Origin of the sequence: Kribbella soli, assembly GCF_004331345.1 — a bacterium.
In the GTDB taxonomy this organism is placed as follows: Bacteria; Actinomycetota; Actinomycetes; order Propionibacteriales; family Kribbellaceae; genus Kribbella; species Kribbella soli.
Genome location: NZ_SJJZ01000004.1, coordinates 23,990 through 48,340 on the forward strand (window position 1 = coordinate 23,990; position 24,351 = coordinate 48,340).

The window sequence follows — 24,351 nt, forward strand, 5'->3', positions numbered from 1 at the left end:
AGCCGGCATTCTGGCTGCAGCTGGAGTGGTGTTTGTCGCTCTGGTGATGCCGTCGTGGGCCGGTGTCGGTGTGGTCGTTGCTGCGGTGCTGGTGGTGTGTCTGGTGGACATCCTGCTGGCTGGATCGCCGCGTCGGCTGCAGTTCAGTCGGGAAGGCGACAACGCCGTACGGCTCGGTGAGCAGGCTGCGGTGAACCTGTTGATCACCAACCCGGGACGGCGAGTGCGCGGGTTGCTGCGGGACGCGTGGCCGCCGTCTGCCGGCGTACTGGATCCGCCGCACAAGCTGGACCTGCCGTCGGGCGAGCGGCGTCGGCTGACGACACACCTGGTCCCGACGCGCCGGGGCGACCGGCACGCGTTCCGGGTGACTGTGCGGTCTATTGGCCCGTTGGGGTTCGCGGGGCGCCAGGGCTCGCATCAGGTCGCCTGGACGTTGCGGGCGCTGCCGCCGTTCAAGAGCCGGAAGCACTTGCCGTCACGGCTGGCCCGGCTGCGGGAGCTGGACGGGCGTACTGCGTTGCTGGTGCGCGGGCAGGGGACGGAGTTCGACTCGCTGCGGGACTACGTGCCGGGTGACGACGTACGGAGCATCGACTGGCGTGCGACGGCGCGGCGCGGGAACGTCGTACTGCGGACCTGGCGGCCGGAGCGGGACCGGCAGGTCGTGATCGTGATCGACTCCGGACGGCTGTCCGCGGGTCGCGTCGGGGATGCGCCACGGCTGGACCACGCGATGGACGCGGCGCTGCTGCTGGCCGCCTTGGCCACGCGCGCCGGGGACCGGGTCTCCTTGCTGGCTTGCGATTCCGCGGTACGGGCCGACGTACGGCGTCCGGCGCCGGAGGACGTGCTGCCGTCCTTCGTGAACGCCCTGGCGAACGTCGAGGCCGAGCTCGTGCAGACCGACTTCCGCATCGTCGTGTCACAGGTGCTGGAGCGTTTGGGCCAACGCTCCCTCGTCGTCCTCCTCACCGGCCTCGACCCGGCGGTGATCGAGGAGTCCCTGCTCCCCGTCATCGGCCCGCTGCTGCGGCGGCACGTCGTACTGCTGGCATCCGTGGCCGACCCGCGCCTGACCGAGCTCGAGGCCGCCCGCGGCGACCTGCTGGACGTGTACGGCGCCGCCTCGGCCGCCCGCACCCGCCTCGACCGGGACCGCCTGACCGCCACCCTCACGCGGGCCGGCGTCACCGTCGTCGACGAACCCCCGGACCACATCGCTCCCGCACTCGCCGACACCTACCTCGCGTTGAAGAAGGCCGGCCGGCTCTAGGCCAGCGCCGCCTCGAAAATGTCGCGGTTGGCGGTTGTGAAGGCGTGCTCGCGGTGGGACCAGGCGATGCGCTCGGCCGCTTCCGGACAGGGTCTCTGGGTCCAGAAGTCGACGTTCTGGAGTAGGCGGGACAAGACGGCTGGAATCAGGCCGGGACGACTTGTCGAAGGTAGGTCGTAGCCGTCGGCCAGGACGCGGACCTGGTGGGCCTGGCGAGCGGGGTCGTTGTGTTTGGACGCGATGCACCAGGTCCAGGCGGCGTACCCGAGGTCTTCCAGAGGATCGCCGGGGGCGGCCAGGTCGAGGTCGATCAGGGCTGCTGGCGGGTCGTCAGTGAAGACGAAGTTCGTGGGCGCGGGGTCGTGGTGACAGACGACCGGTCGGCCGGCGGTGAGCGGACTGTCGCGCGTGGCGTCGTGGAAGGCGCGGAGCAGTGCACCTGCGGCGGCGACTTGTTCGTCGGGCCAGCGTTGGTACCTGGACGGCACCCAACCCTCCACGTACGTGAGGATGTCGCGGCCGGTCTCGTCCTGGCCCAGGTACTTCGGGACAGCGGTGAAGCCGCGCTCGTCCAGGAGTCGCAGGAGGTCTGCCGTGAACGCGGAGCGATCCGACCCGGGGCGGCGTACCGTGTCGGCGACACGGACCACCCCGGGCGTCAGACGACCTCCGGTGAGCGGCTGCTCGGTCACGCCATCGTGGGGCGGGCCTGAGCGAACGTCCACGCGTGGCCCTCCAGGTCCTCGGCTTCGTAGCAACGGTACCCGTGCTGGTGGATGTCCGAGAGGATCTTCGCGCCGTTCTCCTGACTGTGCGCGAAATGAGCGTCGAGATCGTCGACGTACACCCAGACACCGTGGTCCAGCTGCGCGGTGCGCTTCTCCGTGAGCTTGAAGAGCAGGATCGCGCGGGCGCCGACCTGCAGCTCGATCCAGGACGGGTCCGTACCCTCGGCCGGGATCTTGTCCCACGAGTCCAGACCGAAGACCGTGTGCAGCCAGCGGGCCGCGGCGGCGGGATCCTCGTAGTACAAGGCGATCGCGAGCCGGTCCAGCTCGCGCGGTGTCCGTGCTGCGTGATCGCGCCGTTCGGCCCAGGCCGGGAGCCAATGGATGACGTTCGGCCAGAAGTAGAAGGCCTTCTCGCCACCGGGGACGAGCGACTGTACGACGGTCACGCGGGTGCCGCCGTCGTACGCCTCAAAGTCGATGCGGGTCTCGGTGTCGTCGACCGAACTGCGATAGGCGAACAGCGCGCCCGGGGTCCAGTCGGTGATCTTGCCGAGCTCGAGGACATCGTCGGGCGGCGAGTACACCTCGAGGATGCGGCCGCCGACGCCGGGCTCGATCTGCATCGCGGTGGCGCGGGCGGCGTCGAAGAAGTTGATCGGGCCGCGCACCCACCACAGATCGATCTCCTCGGTGAAGATCTCGAACGCAGTTGCCGGATCAACGGCAACCTCGACCGATGCGGTCGCGGACGGTTCAGTCATCGGACTTCCCTTTCTGCTCGGCGTGACGGTTCTGTTCGGCGTGGCGTTTGAAGGAGCCCAGCTGGTCGCGCCAGTGCGCCTGGACCTGGTCGAGCCAGGCCTGGACCGCAACGACGGGCTCGGGGTTGAGGCGGAACACTCGGACCCGGGCGTCGTCCGGGACGCGCTCGTCGGCGACCAGCCCGGCCTCGAGCAGGATCCGCAGGTGCCGGCTCATCGCCGGCGACGACGCACCGGTCGCCGCGGCCAGCTGCCCGGCCCGCTGCGGTCCTTCACCCAGCAACTGCACAACCTGCCGCCGCGTCGGATCAGCCAACACCTCGAAGAACCGATCCACCTGATCTTCCGCCATACCGCAATAGTTCTACTATTTGTTAACTATTGTCAATGGGTGGAAGAACCTGGTGGCTGATTGGATTGCGGCATGAGTGAGAGAGATGTCGAGAAGGACTACTCGGTCAGCGAGTTCGCCGCCAAGCTGCGGCGGTTGGCGGACGCGCTGGAGGCGGGCAAGCCGTTCCGGATCCAGGTCGCCGGTGAGCGGTTCACAGTGCCGGCGGGCGCGCGGATCAGCGTCGAGCACGAACGCGGGGAGGACGAGGAAGAGGTCGAGTTCCAACTGACCTGGGCGCTGGCCGACGCCGATCAGGAACCTGAGCAGGACGCCGAGGTCTGACTGGCGTGGTGACTGGAGACATGCAATAGCAGGTCTCCAGTCACTATTTCCTGTCCCGACCCACCAGGTCGGCTACGTGGCACGAGACTTGGGGGTCCGTGGTGGCCGGGAGGACTTGCAGGGGTTGGGTCGTGCAGGCTTCGGTGCCTTTGCCTGCGGCCACCAGTTGGCAGCGGGGGTGGAAGCGGCAGCCGGTGGGGATGCGGGTCGGGTCCGGGGGTTCGCCGGTGAGGACGATGCGGTTCGGGGACTCGGGGAGAACACTCAGAAGCGCTTGCGTATAAGGGTGTTGCGGGTCCTTCAGGACATGCTCGGTGGGGCCGGACTCGACGATGCGGCCGAGGTACATGACGGCGATCCGGTCGGCGATGTTCCACGCCAGGCCGAGGTCGTGTGTGACGACGAGCGCGGACAGTCCGAGGTCGTCGCGCAGCCGGAGCAGGAGCGAGAGGATCTCGCCACGGACCGAGGCATCGAGGGACGCGACAGGCTCGTCGGCGATCAGCACCTTGGGATCGAGCGCGAGCGCGCCGGCGATCACGACGCGTTGACGCTGACCACCACTCAGCTCGTGCGGATAGCGCTGGAAGAAGCGTTCCGGCGGCCTCAGGCCGGCGCGCGCGAGGGCCGAGGACACCACGGCTTCCTCGTCGGGCAGGCCGTGGATCCGGGGGCCTTCGGCAACCGCCTCGTAGACGGTGTGGCGCGGATTCAGTGATCCCATCGGGTCCTGGAGGACCAGTTGGACCTGGCGGCGGAAGGTCCGCAGCGAGCGGCCGGAGTAGCTCAGCGGCGTTCCGTCGTACGAGATCTTGCCGGACGTGGGACGTTCCAACCCGAGCAGCGTGCGCGCGAGCGTGGTCTTGCCGCAGCCCGACTCGCCGACCAGCGCGACGATCTCGCCGGCGCCGACCGACAGGTTCACGCCGTCGACGGCTCGCGCCCGGCGGCTGCCGCGGCCGGAGAACTCGACGTGCAGATCAGTTGCCTCTAGCAAGAGTCACTCCCCTACCAGGACGCAGGCGGCGGTCCGGTCAGTGCCGGACGCCCGCAGTTGTACGTCGGACGTCGCACAGGACTCGAGTGCGACCGGGCAGCGCGGGTGGAACGCACAACCACCCGGCAACTGTTGTGGATCCGGCGGGTCGCCGGCCAGCCCGCGCGGGGCGAGCCGGGACGCAGGATCGCCGACGGTCGGGAACGCGGCCGCCAGCGCTTGACTGTACGGGTGCCGGAACTCCCCGGACGAAGGGCCGACCTCGACCAGCCGCCCGGCGTACATCACGGCCAGCCGGTCGCACACGTCGGCGAGGACCGACAGGTCGTGCGAGATCATCAGCAGCGAGATCCCGTGGTCCGCGATCAGCTGGCGGATCAGCGTCAGCACCTGCGCCTGCACCATCAGGTCGAGCGCGGTCGTCGGCTCGTCGGCGATGATCAACTGCGGCTCGCACGCCAGGGCCATGGCGATCATTACTCGTTGCCGTTGGCCACCACTCAGCTCGTGTGGATAGCTCCGTGCGCGCCAGGCCGGTAGACCGACCTGTGCCAGCAATTCTCGTACTCGCTTGGACGCGTCCGCGCCCGACGCCTGCCGGTGGACGAGCAGCGGTTCCGCGATCTGGTCGCCGATCCGCTGCACCGGGTTCAGACCGTGCTGCGCGCCCTGGAACACGATCGACGCCGATGACCACCGCACGGCGCGCAACCGGCCCCACTTCATCGCCAGCACATCCTCGCCGTCCAGCATCACCCGCCCGCCGACGACAGCAGAGCGCGGAAGGAGCCGAAGCAGCGCGAGCGCGACCGAGGACTTCCCCGATCCCGACTCCCCCGCCAGCCCGAGCGCCTCGCCGGCCGCCAGCTCCAGGGAAACTCCCCGTACGGCGGGCACATCGGAGGACTCGAGCCGGTACGTCACGGTCAACTCATCGAGCTCAAGCATGGGCACGCGTCCGCAGCCGGGGATTGAGCACACTCTCCAAAGCCCTTCCACACAAGGTGAACGCCATCACCACCGTCACGATGCACAGACCCGGCAAGAGGATGTACCACCATGCGCCGGCAGTCGCCGCACCCCAGTCGTACGACCCACGCAGCATCGTCCCCCACGAGGTCTTGTTCGCGCTCACCCCGAGGAACGCCAGCGTCGACTCGGTGACGATCGCGCTCGCCACCTCGAGCGTCGTACTTGCCAAGAGCAACGGCGCGACGTTCGGCAGCACGTGCCGCGTCGTGATGTGCCAGTGACCGGCGCCGAGAGCCCAGGAACGTTCGATGTACGGGCGTGCCTCGACGGCTAACGTTTGCGCACGGATCAACCGAGCGGTCGACGGCCAGGACGTCACGCCGATCGCGACGATGATCGTCGCAGTGGAACCGCCCAGGATCGCGGCCAGGACGAGCGCGGTGACCAGCGACGGGAGCACCAGGAACCAGTCGGTCACCCGCAGGATCACCGCACCGATCCAGCCCCGGAAATGCCCGGCCGCGATCCCGAGCACGGTTCCGATCACCATGCTCAGCAGTGCCGCGAGGAACCCGATCAGCAGCGAGGTCCTGGACCCCCACCAGATCATCAGCAACACCGACCGCCCCGACTCGTCCGTCCCCAACGGATCGTCGAGACTCGGCGGCGCCATCTTCGCCCCGGTGCCGCTCACCACGTTCGTCACGCTGGAGTCGATGAAGAGCGGCGCTACCAGTGCTAGCACTACGGCAACGGCGAGAATCACCAATCCGACGACGCCGGAAGGATGCGTGCGGAAATCCGCCCAGAACCTTCCGATCGCGCGCCGTCGACGTACCCAGGTCACGTTGCTCATGCTGACCTCACCCGCGGGTCCAGCACGTGGTACACCACGTCTGCCAACGTGTTCATCAGGATCACCGACACCGTGATCAGCAGGAACGTCCCCTGCATCAACGTGAAGTCCGGCACCCGGATCGCCTCGTAGAACAGCTGCCCGAGCCCCGGCCAGCTGAAGATCGCCTCGACCGTCACGGCACCCCCGACCACGAACCCGATCCGCATGAACACCAACGTCACGGTCGGCAGCAGCGCATTCGGTACGGCGTGCTTGCGCCGGATGTCGTCGTCGCGCAAACCCTTCGCCCGCGCCGTCGTGACGTAGTCCTGCCCGACCTCGTCGATCACGGACGACCGCATCACCAGCAGGTACTGCGCGTAGACGACCGCGACCAGCGTCAGGCACGGCAGCACCATGTGCTGCGCGACATCCAGTACGCCGGCCAACCCGTCCGGCTTGTCGACGCTCGAGCTCCCGCGGGTTGGGAAGATCCCCGGAATCGGACCGATTCCGGCCGCGAACACCATCAACAGCAGCAGCCCGAGCCAGAACGTCGGCACCGACCACAGCACCAGCGAGATGGCGGTTGACACCTTGTCGAACCTACTTCCGGGCTTCCATCCGGCCCGTGCGCCCTGCCAGAGGCCGAAGCTCACCGCGATCACCAGCGCCGTGCCGGTGAGCAGCAGCGTCGCCCCGATCCGCTCGCCGATCAGGTCGAGGACAGGCCGCTTGTACTCGTACGAGACCCCGAGGTCGAACCGCAGCGTCCGACCCACGAAATGCAGGAACTGCTCGGGAATCGACTTGTCCAACCCGAGCCGCGCACGCTCCAGGTCCAGCTGCTCCGGAGTCATGTTCCGGCCCTGCGCGAGCGCCCGGACCGGGTCGCCCGGCAGCAACCGGAACAGGAAGAACGTCGCGACGATCACCATCGCGATGCTGAGCAACGCCCCGCCCACCTTGGTCGCCGCGTAACGCAGCAAACCATGGCGGACCGGCGTCTGCTCCAGCTCTTCTACAGCGGTCATGGGGCCTCCCGTCCTGGACTGAGGAGCGGAGGGAGCGAAGCGACCGGAGCGACGAGGGAAGGACGGGAGTTACAGCCCCATGACCCGACGCGCCGGAGGCGCGGCCATGACACAGTGGTCATTCGCGCTCGTCGGCGGCGCTGCTGCTGCGGCGACGCAGTACGAAGAAGCCCGCGAGTGCGAGTACGACGACTCCGCCCGCGACGCCCGCGATCACGCCGCCGTTCGACCCACCTTCGTCGACCGACGCGCCGTCCTTCGACACCGCCTCGAGCGTGTAGAACGGCCAGTACCCGGAACCGCCGTACAGCAGGCCCTTGTCCTCCGGGATCGGCGTGATGCTGGCGATCCGGTCCTTGCGGTAGCCCTCGAGGTCGTTCGGGTAGTAGAGCGCGATCACCGGAGCGTCGGTGTAGAGCCTTTCCTCCATTTTCTTGATCGTTTCCGCGCGCTTTCCGCGGTCGAGTTCCTTCTGCTGCTCCAGATACAAGCTCTCGTACGACGGGTCGCAGTAGAACGACTCGGTGCCGCCGCCCTTGCCGTCCGCCCCCGGACGCCGGCTGCACAGGTGCGTACCGAGCACCTCCTCCGGGTCCGGGTTCACCGACCAGCCGCTGATCGCGATGTCGAAGAGTGCCGTCGTACCGGTCTCCTCGGTGAACTTGCTGGAGTCGAGCCGCTTGGTGGTCAGCGTGATGCCGATCTCCTTGTACCAGCCGGTCAGGTACTCGGCGAGCTTGTCCTCGATCGGGGTGTCGGTGTGGATGCTGAACCGGAACTGCAGTTTCCGCGACCCGTCCGGCATCGTCCGGACGCCGTCCGGGCCCTTCTTGTACCCCGCGTCGTCGAGGATCTTGTTCGCCTTCGCGAGGTCGAACGTGACCTTCTCGGCGCCGCCCGCCTCCCAGAAGAAGTCCTTGTACAGCGGCGGAATGATCGATCCGTCGGCCGGTTTCGCCAGCCCGCCCTGGACCTCGTCGACCAGCTTCTGCTTGTCGATCGCGTAGTGCAGCGCGGTCCGCACCTTCGGGTCCTTCAGCGCCGGATGCCCGTCGCCGATCGGCTTGTCGTCACTGGTCGTCGCGCCGTGGTTGATCTGCAGGTACGTCGCGCGCCGGCCCTGCGTGTTCCACTGGACGATGTTGTCGTCGCCCTTCAGCGACTCGAAGTCCGGCGGGTTCAGCCGGCCGATCAGGTCGATGTCACCCTTCTTCAGGCCGACGATCGAGGCCGCGGGGTTGTCGTAGAAGATGATCTGCAGCTCGTCGATCTTCGGACGCCCGCGCCAGTAGTCCGGGTTCGCCTCCAGCCGGACGAACTGGTCCTTCTTGTGCTCCACCGCGACGTACGGTCCGCTGCCGACGGTCGGGTACACCTCGGCCTCGTACTTCGAGATGTCCTTGACCTTCTCCCAGACGTGCTTGGGCATGATCGGCACCGGGTTGTCGAGCATCGACGCCTGCGGGGCCTTGAGCTTGATGGTCAGCTCCTGGCCGTTCGCGGTGACACTCTGGAAGTTCTCCACCGCCGGCCCGTTGCCCGTCTTCGCGCCGTCGTCGGTCATCATCTTGTTGAACGTCCAGGCCGCGTCGTCGGCGGTGATCGGCTGCCCGTCCGACCACTTCGCCTGACGGATCTTGAACGTCCAGGTCAGCCCGTCCGGCGACGTCGTCCAGGACTCGGCCAGATCCGGGCTGGGCTGCAGCGTCTTCGAGTCCGGCACCGTGAGGAAGCCGTAGATCATCCGCTGGATCGACCCCGTCACCAGCCGGACGGCGAGGAACGGGTTCATCGAGTCGACCGACTGGGTCACCCCGATCTTGATGACCTTCTTCGGCGCCGGATCGGCCGCCATCGCCGTACCCGGCACTGCCGCCAGCAGACACAACGCCGCCAGCACCGCCAACAACTTCCTCATTGGGCCGCCCCACCTTCAGCTGATGTTGGTGTTTGGGGAAGAACCCACACCAGCAAGCACCACCCTGTCAACAAGATACGAAACTTTGTCACCCCGAAGTAACCTTCTTACCGCAGCCCCGCCGAAATACGAGGGACAGAACAGGCGCACGAAGGTAGCCTCACGAAGCCATGGAGATGCCCGAGGTCACGCGTGCGATCGCAGTTGCGACTTCGGTCGCCGCATCGCTCGATCTGCCGGCGAACGACGCAGTCGTTCTCCACAACTCGAACAAGCTGGCGCTGCGCCTGACGCCATGCGACGTCTTTGCCCGGGTCGCGCCTGTGGGGCAAGAGGTTGCACAGTTCGAGATCGAGCTCGCGCAACGGCTCGCCGAGATCGGATCTCCGGTGGCCGCCTTGGACCCTCGGGTGGACCCGCACGTGTACACGCGCGATGGATTCGCAGTGACCCTGTGGACCTACTACGAGCCCGTGACACCTCACGTCTCACCGGTCGACTACGCCAAGGCGCTCGAGCAACTGCACGCCGGCATGTGCAAGGTCGATATGGCGAGTCCACACTTCTCGGATCGAATCGCCGAGGCGGAAGAGATCGTCGCCAACCCGAGCCTCTCGCCGGAGCTTCCCGACGCGGACCGCGTGTTCCTCGGCGACAGGCTCCGAAGCCTGCGTCGGGCGATCGACGACCGCGGCGCACCGGAGCAACTGCTCCACGGCGAACCGCATCCAGGCAATGTGCTCAATACGAAGAACGGCGCGTTGTTCATCGACTTCGAGACGTGTTGTCGCGGACCCGTCGAGTTCGATCTCGCCCATGTTCCCGAGGCGGTCTGCGAGCACTACCCGGGCGTTGACCAAGGACTGCTGGACGAGTGCCGGCAGCTCGTGCTCGCGATGGTCGCAGCGTGGCGTTGGGACATTGGCGACCAGTTCCCGAACGGGAGGTGGTTCGGAGAGGAGTTCCTGCGCACGCTACGCGCGGGCCCTCCCTGGCCAACCCTCGACGAGATGAGCAAGCGAGCGGACGCTCTGTAGAAATCACCGAAGACCATGTGAAAGCGGCAAGACCTGACCGGCAACGTGTTCGGTTCTTGACCGGATGGTCGATCAGCATGGCCGGCGGCGCCATGTCACCAGTAGCGCTCGCTTTCGGCGTACTCGACAATTGGCAGCCGAGACGTGGAGATGGCGCCCGACGAACGGGCGGGTCGCGGGGCCTGGCATCTGAACTGGTGCCGTTGCACAGGAAATAGCAGGTCTCCACCCACCGCTTCCCGTCCCCACTCACCACGTCCTGTCTCCACCCACCACGGACGCCGGTGCCCCATCAGGCCCGCCCGGTTCGCCGATCGTGTGCGGCTCGACGGGTAGAGCACCAGCGAGACACCGTACGCACGACCACAATCACGCACAGGTGCACTACCCAGCCAACCGACACCTCCTGTCCAAACGGCACACCCCGCCCTCCACAACGCCACCCCAAGCACATCAACAGCGCTTCCTCGAGTCGTGGGTTTCGGCGGCCAAACGTCGCCTCGATCCACGACTCGCGATCCCGGGGACCAACCAAACGCCACGACTCGGCGTGATGCCCGACGAGCTGTACCCGTTCGGCGGCGGAGGCCGGCGCACTCGTTCGAGGTGGTTCGCTGGCGGGTTGTTTCACCGCTGGCGTGCAGCAACCCGCCAGCAGCACCACAACCCGCCAGTCGCACAACACCACCCGGCCGCCTGCGCAACACTCGGCGGCTCCGCGCCGACCCGGACCTCGACGGGCGCGGACGCGCCGCCCTCACCACACGCCGCCCTCACCACGCCCCGCTCACCGGCATCCGTCCTCCGGGCCACATCCGCTCTCCGCGCCACCAGTTGCCAGAATGGGCTTGACTACACGATCGTGTAGTAGTTTGCTTTTGTGTGTAGGGAGAGGAGTTGGGATGGAGCGACCGGCGGATGATCTGACGGCTCGGGCGCGGATTCGGGATGCGGCGATCCGGTTGTTCGGGGAGCGTGGGATCGAGGGGGCCTCGATCCGGGACATCGCGGCCGAGGCGGGGGTGTCGTCGGGGCTGGTGCGGCATCACTTCGGGTCGAAGGAGTCGTTGCGCGAGGCGTGTGACCGGTATGCGAAGGAGCGGATGCTCCAGATCGGCGCCGAGCTCACGCAGGACCACGACCTCACCGGGCTCGATCCGCTGGCGCTGCACCCGGTGGCGTTCCCGCTGCAGCTCTACATCGTGCGTTCGATGATGGACGGTTCGGAGACGGCGACCGCGCTCTTCCTCGAGGGCGTCGACGCGGTCGAGGAGTGGACCACCAGTTACGGCATCAACCCCAAGGACCGGCGCGGGTACGCCGCTGCGCTGGCTGCGATCAAGCTGAGCGTGTTCGTGTTCCGCGACCAGGTCTCGAAGGCGCTCGGCGAGGACATCACCACCCTGGCTGGCTACAACCGGATCGGGCAGGCCTTGATGGAGGTCTTCACGATCCCGCTGCTCACCCAGGAACAACTCGACAACATGCGGAAACAGGAGAAGTGATCATGCCGGCTGCGATCAGCACGGAAGGTCTGGTCAAGCGGTTCGGGCGTACGCACGCCCTGGACGGTCTCGACCTCGCGGTGCGAACCGGTGAGGTGCACGGGTTCCTCGGCCCGAACGGCGCGGGGAAGACCACCACCATTCGCATTCTGCTCGGAATGACCCGCGCGGACGAAGGTACGACGCGGGTCCTGGACGGTGACCCGTGGTCCGACGCGACCGAGCTGCATCGGCGGCTCGCGTACGTGCCGGGCGACGTGACGCTGTGGCCGAACCTGTCCGGCGGCGAGGCGATCGACCTGCTCGGCCGGATGCGCGGCGGCGTGGACAAGAAACGTAAGGCCGAGCTGCTGGAGCGTTTCGACCTCGATCCGCGGAAGAAGGCACGCGCGTACTCGAAGGGCAATCGGCAGAAGGTCGCGCTGGTCGCCGCGTTCGCGTCCGACGTCGAACTGCTGCTCCTCGACGAGCCGACCTCCGGGCTGGATCCGTTGATGGAGGAGATCTTCCGCGAGGTCGTGCAGGAGATCAGCGACCGCGACGGCCGGACCGTGCTGCTGTCCAGCCACATCCTGTCCGAGGTCGAGGCGCTGTGCGATCGGGTCACGATCATCCGGGCCGGCCGCGCCGTGGAGAGCGGCACGCTGAACGAGCTGCGCCACCTCACCCGGACGTCGATCCAGGCCGAGCTCGTCGGCCCGATGGACGGTCTGGCCCAGCTGAACGGCGTCCACGATCTGCAGGTCGACGACGGCCGCGTCCGCTTCGACGTCGACACGGACGAGATCAACCCGGTACTGCGACGGCTGACCGAGATCGGCGTACGGAGTCTGGTCAGCCAGCCGCCGTCGCTGGAGGAACTGTTCCTGCGGCTGTACGAACCCGAGGCCGTGAAATGAAGTCGCTGGCGGGTACCGGCGGCCTGATCCGGCTGATTCTGCGCCGCGACCGTGTCGTACTGCCGTTGTGGATCGTGCTGCTCGTAGCGATCTCGGTCAGCTACGTGCAGGAGTACGGCGACCTGTTCCCGACGCCGGAGTCGCGGGTCAAGTACGCGAGCAACGTCGGCTTCATCACCTTGTACGGCGAGCTTTCCGGACCGAGCCTGGGTGAGTTCGTCACCTGGCGGCTCGGGTTCGTACCGGTGATGGTCGGTCTGATCAGCCTGCTCACGGTGATCCGGCACACCCGCGTCGAGGAGGAGTCCGGGCGGCGCGAGTTGCTCGGGGCAACCGTCGTCGGGCGGCACGCGCAGCTCGCGGCGGCCCTCGCCACGACCCTCGGCGCGAACCTCGTGCTCGCCGTGCTGCTTGCCCTCGGCATGCACAGCCAAGATCTTCCGCTGTCCGGATCGATTGCCATCGGCATCGTCTATGCGGGCACCGGCTGGTTCTTCGCGGCCGTCGGCGCCGTCGCGGCGCAGCTGACCGCGAGTGCCGGGACAGCACGCGGCATCGCGATCGGCGTACTCGGTGGAGCCTATGTACTACGGGCCGCCGGTGACACCAGTGCGCACACGGACGGCCCACTCGCGTGGTTGTCGCACCTGTCCCCGATCGCCTGGGCCCAGCGGATCCGCCCGTACGCCGACAACCGTTGGTGGCTGGGCATCGTGATCCTCGCATCGACCGTTGCGCTCATCACGATCGCCTTCCAACTCGCCGTACGGCGGGACGTCGGCGCCGGCCTGCTCCCCGATCGGCTCGGGCCCGCGGACGGCACCATGGGGTCGCCGCTCGCCCTGGCCTGGCGTCTGCACCGCGGCCTGCTCGCCGCGTGGACGGTCGGATTCGCCTTGCTGGGCTTGCTTTTCGGCGGTGTCGCCGAGGGTGTCGGCGACATGATGCGCGACGACCCGAGCATCCAGGAGATGTTCCAGCGGATGGGCGGCGCGGCCGGGTTGATCGACTCGTTCCTGGCCGGTGTGATGACGCTCGTCGGCCTGATCGCCTCGGCGTACGCCGTCCAGGCGACGTTGCGGCTGCGGGTCGAGGAGAGCAGCGGACGGGCCGAGCCGGTGCTGGCGACCGCGACGAGCCGTTGGCAGTGGGCGGCGAGCCACCTCGTGTTCAGCCTGCTGGGGCCGGCCGTCGCACTGCTGGCGGCGGGAGTCGCAGAGGGGCTTGCGTACGGCGTGGCGATCGGCGATGTGGGCGGACAGCTGCCGCGACTGATCGGTGCGGCGCTCGCCCAGTTGCCGGCCGTGTGGGTGCTGGCCGCGATCGCGATCGCGATCTTCGGGTTCTTCCCCCAGGCCTCGATGGCGTCCTGGGCCGGGCCGACGGTGTGCATCCTGATCGGGCTGGTAAGCGCCGGGGTCAGCACAGCCGGCTGGATCCGCGACATCTCGCCGTTCACGCATCTGCCCTCGCTCCCCGGCGGATCGGCACAAGCCGCTCCGTTCCTGGTCCTCCTCGCGATCGCGCTCGTCATCGGCCTCGCCGGCCTGGTCGGCCTGCGCCGGAGGGATCTGCCGGCGTAGAGCGTTCCGTGACCAGCTGAAGCAGTACGCGCCGGAGGTCACGATCCCGACCGCCGGCACGGACAGGCAAAAACGGTCAGGCGGAGACGGGTGCGGTGGCCTCGCGGTCCGATTCGTCGATGTCGCCGTACTCGCCGTGACGGTAGGCCCGGCGGCCGAGGGTCCAGACGTAGGTGAAGAATGCCAGCTCGGCGAGGATGCCGATGGTGATCCGGACCGGGCCGGGCAGGAACGGTGTGACGAAGGCTTCGATCAGGCCGGTGACGAGGAGGACCGCGGCGAGGCCGATCGCCATCCCGACGGTGGCGCGGCCGGTCTGGGCGACGGACTGCATGCGGGTCCGCGGCCCCGGGACGACCCACGACCAACCGAGCCGCAGGCCGGCTGCGGTCGCGATGAACACCGCGGTCAGCTCGAGCAGACCGTGCGGGGTGATCAGGCTGAAGAACAGACCGCCCTTGTCGTGGCTGATCATCAGCCCCGCGCTGAGGCCGAGGTTGAGCGCGTTGTCCCAGAGGATGAACACGGACGGGATCAGCAGGATGCCGAGCGCCAGTACGGCGGCACTGATCGTCGCGTTGTTGATCCAGACACGGAGTGCGAAGTCCTGTGCGGGGTTCTCCGAGTAGTACGCCTCGAAGTCGTGCTCGACGAGCTGCTTGATCTGGTCCGGCGTAGCGATCGAGTCCACCACCTCCGGGTGCGCCAGCACCCGCCAGGCGGCCCAGGCCGCGACCAGGTAGAAGAGCAGACCGATGGTGACCCACCAGCGTCTGGACGCGTAGAGCGCGGCCGGGAAGCTGACCAGGAAGTACTTCGAGATGTCACGCCAGACGGGCGCCTGTGCACCTGTCACGGCACCACGGGCGTCGGCGATCAGCCCGGACAGGCGACCGATCGACACCGGATCCGCTCCGGCTGCTCGCAGCGCGGCCAGGTGGGTGCCGACACGCTGGTAGAGCACTACAAGCTCTTCGGCCTCCGCACCGGACAGGCGGCGCTGGCGACGGGTCAGGTGGGCCAGGCGGTCCCACTGCGGCTGGTGCACCGAGACAAACGCTTCTACGTCCACCGCCACCTCCTCCACCCGACTGATGGCAGACTAACCGGACCGAGTGTCTATCGAGGAGGGGGGCGACGAAGTGTCGCAGCTGGTCACCGGCGAAGCGGTCGTCCTCCAGGTGCGGATCGCCCGGATGCCGACGCGGGCGCTGGCCTGTGCGATCGACATGGCACTGCAGGGCATCGTCCTGACCGTACTGATCGCGCTGCTGGCCGGATTCCTGTTCGGGAGCGAGGCCAGTGAGGCGCTGGCGGTCGCGCTGATCTTCATCGTCGTACTGCTCGTGGTGGTCGGCTACCGGGTCGTGATGGAGACGCTCACCCGGGGGCGGACGCTGGGCAAGATGGTGCTCGGGCTGAAGGTGGTGCGCGACGACGGCAGCTCGATCCGGTTCCGGCACGCGCTGGTGCGGACGCTGATGTGGGTCTTCGTCGACTTCGCGCCGTGGTTCGCGGCCTGCCCCGGGATCGTGGCGAGCCTGATGAACAAGCAGGGCAAGCGGATCGGGGACATGGTCGCCGGTACGGTCGTCATTCGCGAGCGGCACCAATCGATGGCGTCGCCGCCGCTGTTCGTCCCCGGCCACCTGGTCCAGTGGGCGCAATCGCTCGAACTGTCACGGCTGTCCGACGAGCTGGCCAACGCGGCTCGCGACTACCTGGCCCGGTACGCCGAGCTCCTCCCCGGCCCGCAACACGCCCTCGGCGAGGCGCTGGCCGCCCGCGTAGCCGCTGTCATCGCCCCCGCACCGCCGACCCAGATCATCGCGCCCGCCTACCTCTCCGCAGTCCTCGCCGAACGCCGCCGCCGCGAACTCCAGCGCCTCTCCACCCAACGCCCCACCCAAACCGGCCCCTTCGCCCCCAACCCGTACGCCGTCCCCGCGCTGTCCCTGCCGACACCCGCAGGCACCCCGTCGTACGCGATTCCCGCCGGCCCGTTCGCCCCGCCAAGCCCGTACGGCGTCCTCCCACCCCCGCCCGCCCCGGGCCCGTTCGCCCCGCCCGCACCACCGTCAGCAACCCGCCCCGCAACAGTCAACGCCCAAGGCTGGGCCGCCCCAGGCAGCAACGAATCAAGCGAGTGGTCCTGACCGCCGGGACATCCTCGGCGACTGAATCTGCAGGCATGCGAAACCCCCTCCGAAGGGCCGTTTCCGGCCGTTCGGAGGGGGTTTTGCCTGCGCTCAGTAGCGGTAGGCCTCGGCCTTGTACGGTCCCTCAACAGGAACGCCCAAGTACGCCGACTGCTCCTTGGTCAGTTCCGTAAGCTTGACGCCGAGGGCGTCGAGGTGGAGGCGGGCGACCATCTCGTCGAGGTGCTTCGGCAGCACGTACACCTCGGTCGGGTAGTCGGCGGTCTTCACGAACAGCTCGATCTGCGCCAGCACCTGGTTGGTGAACGAGTTCGACATCACGAACGACGGGTGCCCGGTGGCGTTGCCCAGGTTCAGCAGCCGGCCCTCGGACAGGACGATGATCGTGTGGCCGTCCGGGAACCGGAACTCGTCGACCTGCGGCTTGATGTTGACCCGCTCGACACCGGCGGTCTTGTACAGCCCGGCCATGTCGATCTCGTTGTCGAAGTGGCCGATGTTGCCGACGATCGCCTGGTGCTTCATCGCCGCCATGTGGTCGGCGGTGATGACGTCCTTGTTGCCGGTCGTGGTGACGAAGATGTCGGCGATCCCGACGATGTCGTCCAGGGTCGTCACCTGGTACCCGTCCATCGCCGCCTGCAGCGCGCAGATCGGGTCGATCTCGGTCACGATCACCCGGGCGCCCTGGCCGCGCAGCGACTCGGCGCAGCCCTTGCCGACGTCGCCGTAGCCGCAGACGACCGCGACCTTGCCGCCGATCAGTACGTCGGTGGCGCGGTTGATGCCGTCGATCAGCGAGTGCCGGCAGCCGTACTTGTTGTCGAACTTCGACTTTGTGACCGAGTCGTTGACGTTGATCGCCGGGAACAGCAGCGCGCCGGCCTTGTGCATCTCGTACAGCCGGTGCACGCCGGTGGTGGTCTCCTCGGTGACACCCTTGATGCCCTGACCGACCGTGGTCCACAGCTGCGGGTCCTCCTGCAGCGTGCGGGTCAGCAGCTTGAGGACGACGGCGTACTCCTCGGAGTCCGCGGTCGACGGGTCCGGTACGGCGCCCGCCTTCTCGAACTCGGTGCCCTTGTGCACGAGCATCGTGGCGTCACCGCCGTCGTCGAGGATCATGTTCGGACCCTCGTCGCCCGGCCACTTCAGCGCCTGCTCGGTGCACCACCAGTACTCCTCCAGCGTCTCGCCCTTCCAGGCGAACACCGGCACGCCGGCGGGGTTCTCGGCGGAACCGTCCTGGCCGACGACGACCGCGGCGGCGGCGTGGTCCTGCGTGGAGAAGATGTTGCACGAGACCCAGCGCACCTCGGCACCGAGCGCCGTCAGCGTCTCGATCAGCACCGCGGTCTGGATCGTCATGTGCAACGAGCCCATGATCCGGGCGCCGGCCAGCGGCTTGCTCTCGCCGTACTGCGCGCGCATCGCCATCAGGCCGGGCATCTCGTGCTCGGCCAGCCGGATCTCCTTGCGCCCGAACTCGGCGAGGCCGAGGTCCGCCACCTTGTAGTCGAAGGTCATGCCGCTCCCCTGAAGACTGTGATTGATACCGACCTGAGCCTAGAGGGCCGAGCCACGCGGTTTGATCGCTCCAGGCGCATTTTTGACACCGAAATGTCAAGATTGATGCTATGCGCATCACCGAGGCCGCTCGCCAGCTGGGTACCACTCCGCGCATGCTGCGCTACCGGGAGGCACTCGGGCTGCTCCCCCGCTCCCGTTCCGAACACACGGCGCAGCGCCAGTACGACGAACGCGACCTGGCCGCCGTCCAGCTGGCGCTCGACCTCGAACGCCGGTATGACGTGACACCGGCCGCGCTCGCCTTCGCACTGAGAGCGCTCGCCGAACCGTCCGTGGCCGCGGACATCCGCAACCTCGGGTACCGCACCGGCCGCCTCACCGCCCCACCCACCCAGGCGCAGATCGACCGCGACCGCGCGCTCAGATGGCTGGGACGTTCCGGCGTACTCCCACCCAAACCCCGCTGACCTCCGAGGCCGGCCTGCTTACCTGGTTCCACGGGCGTAGATTGGGTACCGAAGTGTCACGCTCCGCCAGATCCGGAGCGGTGCTGCCCCAGCCCCCGGCGCACGCCGACGGAGTACTTGCGGGGTGTCGATCATGGCTACAGCGGCAGTTCCTGACAATGCGGCGCCCGGCGAGTTCCAAGCCGTCGGCGGACGGCTCGAGCGCGGGCTCATCTGGGTGTTCATCGTCGTGCCCACTCTCGCGCTGGTGCCGGGGATGTTCTTCGCCTGGGGCGGATGGATCGGCTGGCACGACATCGTTCTGCTGGTCGTGTTCTACGTGATCACCACCACCGGCATCGGCGCCGGCTACCACCGCTGCCTCACCCACGGTGCCTTCAAGACCAAGCGTGGTCTCAAGATCGCACTCGCGATCGCCGGCAGCCTGGCTCTCGAGGGGCCTGCCATCCGCTGGGTGGCCGACCACCGCAAGCATCACAAGTTCTCCGACCGCGAGGGAGATCCGCACTCGCCCTGGCGCTACGGCACCTCGGCCTGGGCGGTGACCAAGGGATTCATCTTCGCCCATGCCGGGTGGGTGCTCTGGGGTTCGGATCGCGCCGACCCCAAGCACTACGCACCGGACCTCCTGCGCGACCGCGACCTGGCCGCGATCTCGCGACAGTTCCGGAGCCTCGCCGCGGTCTCCCTGCTGGCACCCGCGATCATCGGCGGGCTGTGGGACAGGTCGTGGCACGGCGCCGCGACCGGATTCTTCTGGGGCACGCTGGTCCGCGTCGCGCTGATGCACCACGTCACGTTCTCGATCAACTCGATCTGTCACGTCACCGGCAAGAAACCGTTCGACGCCCGCGACCGGTCGGGCAACGTCTGGTGGCTTGCCATCCTCAGCCAGGGCGAGTCATGGCACAACCTGCACCACGCCGACCCGACCTGCGCACGCCACGGCGTACTCAAGGGACAGATCGACGTGAATGCCTGGATCATCAGGCGATTCGAACAGCTCGGCTGGGCGTACGACGTCAGATGGCCCGACCAGGACCGCCTCGAGAGGAAACGTGCCGCAGCACCCTGACAGTCGGTGTCAGTGCGAGGGCGCTTCCGGTACGGCGGGACGCTCGTCGGGGACGTAGTTCTCCTGGAAGACGTCGGGCTCGAGGTAGATGTGCTTGCTCATCGGCTCGACCTCGCGGATCGCGCGTTCGGCCGCGTCGATGATCTCGGCGACGACGGCCGCGTCGGTGGTCGGCTCGACGCCGAGCTTCGCGGCGACCAGGACCTCCTCGGGGCCGAGGTGCAGGGTCTTGATGTGGATCAGGCGCTGCACGCCGGCGGTGTTCTCGATCGCGGCGACGATCTTCTGCTGCGCCTCGCGGGTCGCGGACTCACCCAGCAGCAGCGACTTCATCTCGATCGCCAGGAAGATCGCCACGGCCACCAGCAGCACGCCGATCGCCATCGAACCCAGGCCGTCGAACACACCGTTGCCGGTGGCAAGCGTCAGTGCGACGCCGATCAGCGCCAGCACCAGACCGGTGAGCGCCGCGAAGTCCTCCAGCAGGATGACCGGCAGCTCCGGGGCCCGCGCGTTCCGGACGAACCGCACCCAGCGCACCTGCCCGCGCACCTTGTTCGCCTCGACGATCGCGGTCCGGAACGACAGGCTCTCCATCACGATCGCGACCACCAGCACGACGACCGGGACCCACTTCCAGTGGTCGATGCCGTGCGGGTCGTGCACCTTGTGGTAGCCCTCGTAGAGCGCGAACAGACCACCCACGCTGAACAGCACGATCGACACGATGAACGAGTAGACGTACCGCTCCCGGCCGAACCCGAACTGGTGCAGCTCGTCGGCCGCCCGCTTGGCCCGCTGGCCGCCGACCAGCAGCAGCACCTGGTTGCCCGCGTCGGCGAGCGAGTGGATCGCCTCGGCCAGCATCGACGCCGACTGGGTCAGCGCCCAGGCGGCGAACTTGGTGATCGCGATCCCGGTGTTCGCCAGCAAAGCCGCGACAACGGCCTTGTTCCCGCCACCAGCCATGGTTGTTCGAATCCTCCGGAAAAGAGTTTCAGCGTGCGGACACGACGAACGCCGTGCCGGAACCACGCAGGGTACAGGGTCCTTCGGTTCCCGAGGCGAACGCTGATTGCCCTGCGGACAACTTCACAGCAGATTCTTTGCCGACAGCATCGACCGTCCCGTCGACGCAGCAGACGATCCGCGGCCCGGCACCGTCCAGCGTGCGTTCGTCGGACGCCAGATCGACACGGTGCACAGCGAAGTACTCGCAGCCCGTCTCGTACGCCGCGACGCCGTCGCCGACCGTGGTCGCGGTGAGCACCGGATCGGCGAGCGGCTCGAAGTCCACCACCGAAACCAACTCCGGTACGTCGACGTGCTTGCTCGTCAGCCCACCTCGCAGCACGTTGTCCGAGTTGGCCATCACCTCGAACCCGAGCCCCCGCAGGTACGCGTGCACGTTCCCGGCCGGCAGGTACACCGCGTCGAACCGCTGCAACCGCACCCGGTTCAGCAGCAGGGCCGCGAGTACGCCGGGATCGTCCGGGAAATCCGCACACAGCCGGGACATGGTCTCGCGCTCCATCGCGAACGCGTCACCGGTATAGGTGTCGATCGCGAAACCCAGGGCAGCGACCAGCGGACGGATCGCGTCCCGGTCACGGCTCATGAAATCGGTGAACGCCTCGCGCAGCTTGCCGTTCCGCAGCAGGTCCGTCAGCTCGCCGAAGCCGGCGGCTCCCAAGGAGTCCAGCAGCGCGACCGTGCTCTCCAGCGGCCGGAAACCGACCAGTGCGTCGAACGGCTCGAGCGCGATCAGGATCTCCGGCTTCGGCCAGGCGTCCTTGTAGTTCCGGTCCGCGGCATCCAGGGGGATCCCGTCCGCCTCGTCCCGCTGGTACCCGTCGATCGCCTGGTCCCGGGACGGGTGCGCCTGGATCGACAACGGCTGCGCGGCCGCGAGCAGCTTCGCGAGGAACGGGAACCGGCCCTCGAACCGCTCGGCCGTCTCCGCGCCCAGCACCGCGGCCGGGTCGGCGGACACCACGTCGTACAAGGTGTCACCGTTCGGCAGCACCGAGGGCGCGGACTCGTGGGCGCCCATCCACATCTCGGCCTGCGGCTCGCCGTCCGGCTGCACCCCGAGCAGTTCGGGGAGGGCGGTCGGCGAACCCCACGCGTAGTCGCGAATGGTGTTCTGGAGCGGGACTACCACGCTGGGTCCTCCGAGGGCATCCCTGGCTCGACCGGATCGTCGGTCGCCGTACCGTAGCGGCCGAGACCGATCCCGAGGTACGCCGCGGCGTACCGGCCGTGCTGGGTCAGGGCGGCGTACCGGGCGATGTCCGTGCCGTTTGCCTGCGTCACCGTGTGGACGCGGACGTCGTGCGCCTGCGCCTTCTCCTCCAGCTTGCGGCGGTTCTCGGCGACACCCGAGTCCTCCACGCCGTCGTCCAGGATGATCAGCGCCGGCCGCAGCTCCTCCGCCTTGTCGAACGGGTCCGCGAACAGGTCCCGCGGCGGCTGGTTGAGCACCGGCAGCAGGTGGCCCGCGTCAGCGGCCAGAGCGGGCCGACCGCTCGCCAGCCGCAACGCCTCGACCACACGCCGCGCTGCCCGCGCTGCGAGCACCGAGCCACCCCACACCAGCGGCAATGCGTCCGCGAGCACCAGCGCGAGGTCCTTGGCCGGGTTGGAGGCCACGTCCGTGTTGGGCGAGCACTCGATCGCTACCTCGTCCAGCATCGACGCGACGGCCTTGTGATCCACCTCCGGCCCCAGGTCCATCTGGTGCAGTGCCTGCAGTACGGCGACCGCGGACGCCAACTGGTCGTCGGACTGGGACGGCAGCCGGATCGCGTGCCGCAGACCGGCCGAGGCGATCGCCACAGGTGAGTCCTCCGGCGCGGCCACCATCAGCCCGCAACCCCGCCGTACCGCTTCGCCGGCAGCCGAGACCGCGTCGAGGTCCTCGGAAGCGCCGGCGAGTACGACGACCAGGTCGAGCGGACCTGCCCAGCCGGGCAGGCCCGGACCGGGCCAGGCGAGGAACGGAACCGGGCAGACCGGCTCCAGCACCGCCCGGACCAGCCGGGCGTCCAGGCCGGCCGCCACCACTGCGCGGGGGCGGAAGCCGTCGGACTCCACCTTGGCCAGCACGTCCTCGGCCGCTTCCAGTTCGGCGCGGACCCGGGCGCCGGCCATCGCCAGCCGGCGCAGCAGGTGGTCCGCCGCCTGAAGTGCGGCCGGGTCGTCCAGCCGGGTGTCGTCGAAGACGCTCATCAGCTCACTGTCAGCTCTCTGTCGCGGCTGTTTCCCGGGTGTCCCGGGCCTCGTCGATCAGCAGCACCGGGATGTCGTCACGCACCGGGTACGCCAGCCCGCAGGCGGCGTTGGTGCAGATCAGCTCGTTCGCCTCGTCGTCCACGCGGAACTCCGAGCGGCACTTCGGGCAGACCAGGATGCTCAGCAGGTCCGGGTCCAGATTGACTGCCATTCAGTTCTCCTCCACCGATGCGCCGGTGATCAGGGCCAGTACTTCGTCGCGGACGCGTTCCATCTCCGGGCGGTCCGCCGCCTCGACGTTCAGCCGCAGCAACGGCTCCGTGTTCGACGCACGGACGTTGAACCACCACTGTCCCGCCGACACAGTCAACCCGTCCAGATGGTCGACGGTCACGCCGTCGACGCCAGAATACGTATCTTCGATCGCCGCGACGGTCGCCGCCGCGTCGTCGACCTTGTTGTTGATCTCGCCGGACGCGACGTACCGCTCGAACTCGGCGAACAGCTCGCTGGCCGGCCTGTCCTGCTCACCGAGCGCGGCGAGGACGTGCAGCGCGGCCAGCATGCCGGTGTCGGCGCGCCAGAAGTCGCGGAAGTAGTAGTGCGCGGAGTGTTCGCCGCCGAACACCGCGTCGGTCTCGGCCATCTTCTGCTTGATGTACGAGTGGCCGACGCGCGCGCGGACCGGCGTACCGCCGTGCTCGGTGATCAGCTCCGGGACGGCCTTCGAGGTGATCAGGTTGTGGATGACGGCCGAACCGGGGTGCTTCGCGAGCTCCCGGACGGCGACCGCGCCGGTGATCGCGCTCGGTGAGATCGGGTCGCCCTTCTCGTCCACCACGAAGCAGCGGTCCGCGTCGCCGTCGAAGGCGAGGCCGAGGTCGGCGCCGGTCTCGCGGACCTTGGCCTGCAGGTCGACCAGGTTCTTCGGGTCGAGCGGGTTGGCCTCGTGGTTCGGGAAGCTGCCGTCGAGTTCGAAGTACATCGGGACGATCGTCACCGGGCCCTCGGCGAACACGGCCGGGACGGTGTGGCCGCCCATGCCGTTGCCGGCGTCGACGACCACGGTGAGCGGCCGGATCCCGCTCAGGTCGACCAGGTGGTGCAGGTGGTCGGCGTACGCGGTCAGCAGGTCCTTCTGGGTGACGTGGCCCGGGGCGGACCCGGTCGCCGGGCCCTCGGTCAGGGCCTTGGCGACCAGGTCGGCGATGTCGCGCAGCCCCGAGTCGGAGCCGACCGGGGCAGCGCCCGCGCGGCACATCTTGATGCCGTTGTACTGCGCCGGGTTGTGGCTGGCGGTGAACATCGCGCCGGGCAGGTCGAGCCGCCCGGACGCGAAGTACAGCTGGTCGGTGGACGCCAGGCCGATGTCGATCACGTCCGCGCCGGTGCTGGCCACGCCCTCGGCGAACGCGGCCGCCAGCGCCGGGCTGGACGGCCGCATGTCGTACCCGACGACGACCGCGCCGGGGCCGCCGAGCACGTCCAGGACCTCGACGAACGCAGCCCCCGTCGCCCGGGCCACCGACTCGTCGAACTGGTCCGGCACAACCCCCCGGACGTCATAAGCCTTGAAGATCCCCGCAACATCAACCATGCACGGACCCTATCCGCCCCGCCGGAAAACCTGCATCTCACCCTCGATCCGGGCATGCTGCC

The 24,351-nt window shown here is 68.3% G+C and carries 24 protein-coding genes; 9 read left to right on the forward strand and 15 right to left on the reverse strand.

Annotation, left to right across the window (positions count from 1 at the left end):
• The first annotated feature begins 28 nt into the window (after positions 1-28).
• Positions 29-1,276 carry a DUF58 domain-containing protein gene (locus E0H45_RS30970; protein ID WP_238155425.1) on the forward strand — a complete coding sequence of 416 codons (1,248 nt, stop codon included), beginning with the start codon at positions 29-31 and terminating at the stop codon, positions 1,274-1,276.
• Here the strand turns inward: E0H45_RS30970 and E0H45_RS30975 are convergent.
• The 3 genes from E0H45_RS30975 to E0H45_RS30985 are packed head-to-tail and all read right to left on the reverse strand — an operon-like array spanning position 1,273 to position 3,120.
• Entirely contained in the window at positions 1,273-1,968 is a 696-nt protein-coding gene (locus E0H45_RS30975) for a phosphotransferase (protein WP_131344035.1), read from the reverse strand. The genes E0H45_RS30970 and E0H45_RS30975 overlap by 4 nt on opposite strands.
• On the reverse strand, positions 1,965-2,768 hold the full coding sequence (locus E0H45_RS30980) for a VOC family protein (protein WP_131344037.1): 804 nt from the start codon (positions 2,766-2,768) through the stop codon (positions 1,965-1,967). Before E0H45_RS30980 ends, E0H45_RS30975 begins: the two co-directional genes overlap by 4 nt.
• Positions 2,761-3,120 (reverse strand): ArsR/SmtB family transcription factor, encoded by a 360-nt coding sequence (locus E0H45_RS30985; RefSeq protein WP_131344039.1) that lies wholly within the window; start codon positions 3,118-3,120, stop codon positions 2,761-2,763. Before E0H45_RS30985 ends, E0H45_RS30980 begins: the two co-directional genes overlap by 8 nt.
• 72 nt (positions 3,121-3,192) lie before the next feature.
• Here E0H45_RS30985 and E0H45_RS30990 point away from each other — a divergent pair, with 72 nt between their 5' ends.
• On the forward strand, positions 3,193-3,444 hold the full coding sequence (locus tag E0H45_RS30990; RefSeq protein ID WP_131344041.1) for an amphi-Trp domain-containing protein: 252 nt from the start codon (positions 3,193-3,195) through the stop codon (positions 3,442-3,444).
• A 43-nt stretch (positions 3,445-3,487) separates the two neighbouring features.
• Here E0H45_RS30990 and E0H45_RS30995 read toward each other — a convergent pair whose 3' ends face one another.
• From E0H45_RS30995 to E0H45_RS31015, 5 genes are all read right to left on the reverse strand, one after another.
• On the reverse strand, positions 3,488-4,441 hold the full coding sequence (locus tag E0H45_RS30995) for an ABC transporter ATP-binding protein (RefSeq protein WP_131344042.1): 954 nt from the start codon (positions 4,439-4,441) through the stop codon (positions 3,488-3,490).
• 3 nt (positions 4,442-4,444) lie between these two features.
• The gene (locus E0H45_RS31000) at positions 4,445-5,389 is read right to left on the reverse strand and encodes an ABC transporter ATP-binding protein (RefSeq protein ID WP_238155426.1); all 945 of its coding nucleotides are present in this window, start codon (positions 5,387-5,389) and stop codon (positions 4,445-4,447) included.
• Positions 5,382-6,269 carry an ABC transporter permease gene (locus tag E0H45_RS31005; RefSeq protein WP_131344046.1) on the reverse strand — a complete coding sequence of 296 codons (888 nt, stop codon included), beginning with the start codon at positions 6,267-6,269 and terminating at the stop codon, positions 5,382-5,384. The genes E0H45_RS31000 and E0H45_RS31005 overlap by 8 nt, the downstream gene beginning before the upstream one ends.
• A complete protein-coding gene (locus E0H45_RS31010; RefSeq protein ID WP_131344048.1) occupies positions 6,266-7,285 on the reverse strand; it encodes an ABC transporter permease in 1,020 nt (339 codons plus the stop codon). The genes E0H45_RS31005 and E0H45_RS31010 overlap by 4 nt, the downstream gene beginning before the upstream one ends.
• A gap of 118 nt (positions 7,286-7,403) precedes the next feature.
• Positions 7,404-9,203 carry an ABC transporter substrate-binding protein gene (locus tag E0H45_RS31015; RefSeq protein WP_131344050.1) on the reverse strand — a complete coding sequence of 600 codons (1,800 nt, stop codon included), beginning with the start codon at positions 9,201-9,203 and terminating at the stop codon, positions 7,404-7,406.
• Positions 9,204-9,373: 170 nt separating this feature from the next.
• Here E0H45_RS31015 and E0H45_RS31020 point away from each other — a divergent pair, with 170 nt between their 5' ends.
• From E0H45_RS31020 to E0H45_RS31035, 4 genes are all read left to right on the forward strand, one after another.
• A complete protein-coding gene (locus E0H45_RS31020; RefSeq protein ID WP_202872619.1) occupies positions 9,374-10,240 on the forward strand; it encodes an aminoglycoside phosphotransferase family protein in 867 nt (288 codons plus the stop codon).
• Between the two features lie 902 nt (positions 10,241-11,142).
• Entirely contained in the window at positions 11,143-11,745 is a 603-nt protein-coding gene (locus tag E0H45_RS31025; protein ID WP_131344052.1) for a TetR/AcrR family transcriptional regulator, read from the forward strand.
• A 2-nt stretch (positions 11,746-11,747) separates the two neighbouring features.
• Positions 11,748-12,644, forward strand: coding sequence for an ABC transporter ATP-binding protein (locus tag E0H45_RS31030; protein ID WP_131344054.1), 897 nt, complete (start codon positions 11,748-11,750; stop codon positions 12,642-12,644).
• Positions 12,641-14,227, forward strand: coding sequence for an ABC transporter permease (locus tag E0H45_RS31035; protein ID WP_131344056.1), 1,587 nt, complete (start codon positions 12,641-12,643; stop codon positions 14,225-14,227). The genes E0H45_RS31030 and E0H45_RS31035 overlap by 4 nt, the downstream gene beginning before the upstream one ends.
• 76 nt (positions 14,228-14,303) lie before the next feature.
• Here the strand turns inward: E0H45_RS31035 and E0H45_RS31040 are convergent, their stop codons facing one another.
• Positions 14,304-15,299, reverse strand: coding sequence for a stage II sporulation protein M (locus tag E0H45_RS31040; protein WP_131344058.1), 996 nt, complete (start codon positions 15,297-15,299; stop codon positions 14,304-14,306).
• A gap of 43 nt (positions 15,300-15,342) precedes the next feature.
• Between E0H45_RS31040 and E0H45_RS31045 the strand changes: the two genes are divergently transcribed.
• A complete protein-coding gene (locus tag E0H45_RS31045) occupies positions 15,343-16,383 on the forward strand; it encodes an RDD family protein (protein WP_238155428.1) in 1,041 nt (346 codons plus the stop codon).
• Between the two features lie 93 nt (positions 16,384-16,476).
• On the opposite strand, the gene ahcY is transcribed toward E0H45_RS31045, so the two are convergent.
• Positions 16,477-17,913 carry an adenosylhomocysteinase gene (gene ahcY, locus E0H45_RS31050; protein ID WP_131344060.1) on the reverse strand — a complete coding sequence of 479 codons (1,437 nt, stop codon included), beginning with the start codon at positions 17,911-17,913 and terminating at the stop codon, positions 16,477-16,479.
• A gap of 110 nt (positions 17,914-18,023) precedes the next feature.
• On the opposite strand from ahcY, the gene E0H45_RS31055 reads away from it, so the two are divergent.
• The gene (locus E0H45_RS31055; protein ID WP_130382469.1) at positions 18,024-18,383 is read left to right on the forward strand and encodes a MerR family transcriptional regulator; all 360 of its coding nucleotides are present in this window, start codon (positions 18,024-18,026) and stop codon (positions 18,381-18,383) included.
• A 133-nt stretch (positions 18,384-18,516) separates the two neighbouring features.
• A complete protein-coding gene (locus E0H45_RS31060) occupies positions 18,517-19,458 on the forward strand; it encodes an acyl-CoA desaturase (RefSeq protein WP_131344062.1) in 942 nt (313 codons plus the stop codon).
• A gap of 9 nt (positions 19,459-19,467) precedes the next feature.
• On the opposite strand, the gene E0H45_RS31065 is transcribed toward E0H45_RS31060, so the two are convergent.
• Genes E0H45_RS31065 through E0H45_RS31085 form a run of 5 tightly spaced genes read right to left on the reverse strand, consistent with a single transcriptional unit; the run spans position 19,468 to position 24,289 of the window.
• Positions 19,468-20,427: a cation diffusion facilitator family transporter gene (locus tag E0H45_RS31065; protein ID WP_131344063.1), complete on the reverse strand. Its 960-nt coding sequence runs from the start codon at positions 20,425-20,427 to the stop codon at positions 19,468-19,470.
• Positions 20,428-20,455: 28 nt separating this feature from the next.
• Entirely contained in the window at positions 20,456-21,622 is a 1,167-nt protein-coding gene (manA, locus tag E0H45_RS31070) for a mannose-6-phosphate isomerase, class I (RefSeq protein ID WP_131344065.1), read from the reverse strand.
• On the reverse strand, positions 21,616-22,689 hold the full coding sequence (locus E0H45_RS31075; RefSeq protein ID WP_131344067.1) for an SIS domain-containing protein: 1,074 nt from the start codon (positions 22,687-22,689) through the stop codon (positions 21,616-21,618). Before E0H45_RS31075 ends, manA begins: the two co-directional genes overlap by 7 nt.
• Positions 22,690-22,699: 10 nt before the next feature.
• Entirely contained in the window at positions 22,700-22,903 is a 204-nt protein-coding gene (locus tag E0H45_RS31080) for a Trm112 family protein (protein ID WP_130382481.1), read from the reverse strand.
• Positions 22,904-24,289, reverse strand: coding sequence for a phosphomannomutase/phosphoglucomutase (locus E0H45_RS31085; protein WP_131344069.1), 1,386 nt, complete (start codon positions 24,287-24,289; stop codon positions 22,904-22,906).
• Positions 24,290-24,351 lie beyond the last annotated feature (62 nt).

What these genes read in the sequence shown, in the direction of transcription:
- E0H45_RS30980 (WP_131344037.1), bottom strand. Translation starts at nt 2,768, where the DNA reads ATGACTGAACCGTCCGCGACCGCATCGGTCGAGGTTGCCGTTGATCCG.
- E0H45_RS30985 (WP_131344039.1), bottom strand. Translation starts at nt 3,120, where the DNA reads ATGGCGGAAGATCAGGTGGATCGGTTCTTCGAGGTGTTGGCTGATCCG.
- E0H45_RS30990 (WP_131344041.1), top strand. Translation starts at nt 3,193, where the DNA reads ATGAGTGAGAGAGATGTCGAGAAGGACTACTCGGTCAGCGAGTTCGCC.
- E0H45_RS31000 (WP_238155426.1), bottom strand. Translation starts at nt 5,389, where the DNA reads ATGCTTGAGCTCGATGAGTTGACCGTGACGTACCGGCTCGAGTCCTCC.
- E0H45_RS31005 (WP_131344046.1), bottom strand. Translation starts at nt 6,269, where the DNA reads ATGAGCAACGTGACCTGGGTACGTCGACGGCGCGCGATCGGAAGGTTC.
- E0H45_RS31010 (WP_131344048.1), bottom strand. Translation starts at nt 7,285, where the DNA reads ATGACCGCTGTAGAAGAGCTGGAGCAGACGCCGGTCCGCCATGGTTTG.
- E0H45_RS31015 (WP_131344050.1), bottom strand. Translation starts at nt 9,203, where the DNA reads ATGAGGAAGTTGTTGGCGGTGCTGGCGGCGTTGTGTCTGCTGGCGGCA.
- E0H45_RS31020 (WP_202872619.1), top strand. Translation starts at nt 9,374, where the DNA reads ATGGAGATGCCCGAGGTCACGCGTGCGATCGCAGTTGCGACTTCGGTC.
- E0H45_RS31025 (WP_131344052.1), top strand. Translation starts at nt 11,143, where the DNA reads ATGGAGCGACCGGCGGATGATCTGACGGCTCGGGCGCGGATTCGGGAT.
- E0H45_RS31030 (WP_131344054.1), top strand. Translation starts at nt 11,748, where the DNA reads ATGCCGGCTGCGATCAGCACGGAAGGTCTGGTCAAGCGGTTCGGGCGT.
- E0H45_RS31035 (WP_131344056.1), top strand. Translation starts at nt 12,641, where the DNA reads ATGAAGTCGCTGGCGGGTACCGGCGGCCTGATCCGGCTGATTCTGCGC.
- ahcY (WP_131344060.1), bottom strand. Translation starts at nt 17,913, where the DNA reads ATGACCTTCGACTACAAGGTGGCGGACCTCGGCCTCGCCGAGTTCGGG.
- E0H45_RS31055 (WP_130382469.1), top strand. Translation starts at nt 18,024, where the DNA reads ATGCGCATCACCGAGGCCGCTCGCCAGCTGGGTACCACTCCGCGCATG.
- E0H45_RS31060 (WP_131344062.1), top strand. Translation starts at nt 18,517, where the DNA reads ATGGCTACAGCGGCAGTTCCTGACAATGCGGCGCCCGGCGAGTTCCAA.
- E0H45_RS31065 (WP_131344063.1), bottom strand. Translation starts at nt 20,427, where the DNA reads ATGGCTGGTGGCGGGAACAAGGCCGTTGTCGCGGCTTTGCTGGCGAAC.
- E0H45_RS31075 (WP_131344067.1), bottom strand. Translation starts at nt 22,689, where the DNA reads ATGAGCGTCTTCGACGACACCCGGCTGGACGACCCGGCCGCACTTCAG.
- E0H45_RS31080 (WP_130382481.1), bottom strand. Translation starts at nt 22,903, where the DNA reads ATGGCAGTCAATCTGGACCCGGACCTGCTGAGCATCCTGGTCTGCCCG.
- E0H45_RS31085 (WP_131344069.1), bottom strand. Translation starts at nt 24,289, where the DNA reads ATGGTTGATGTTGCGGGGATCTTCAAGGCTTATGACGTCCGGGGGGTT.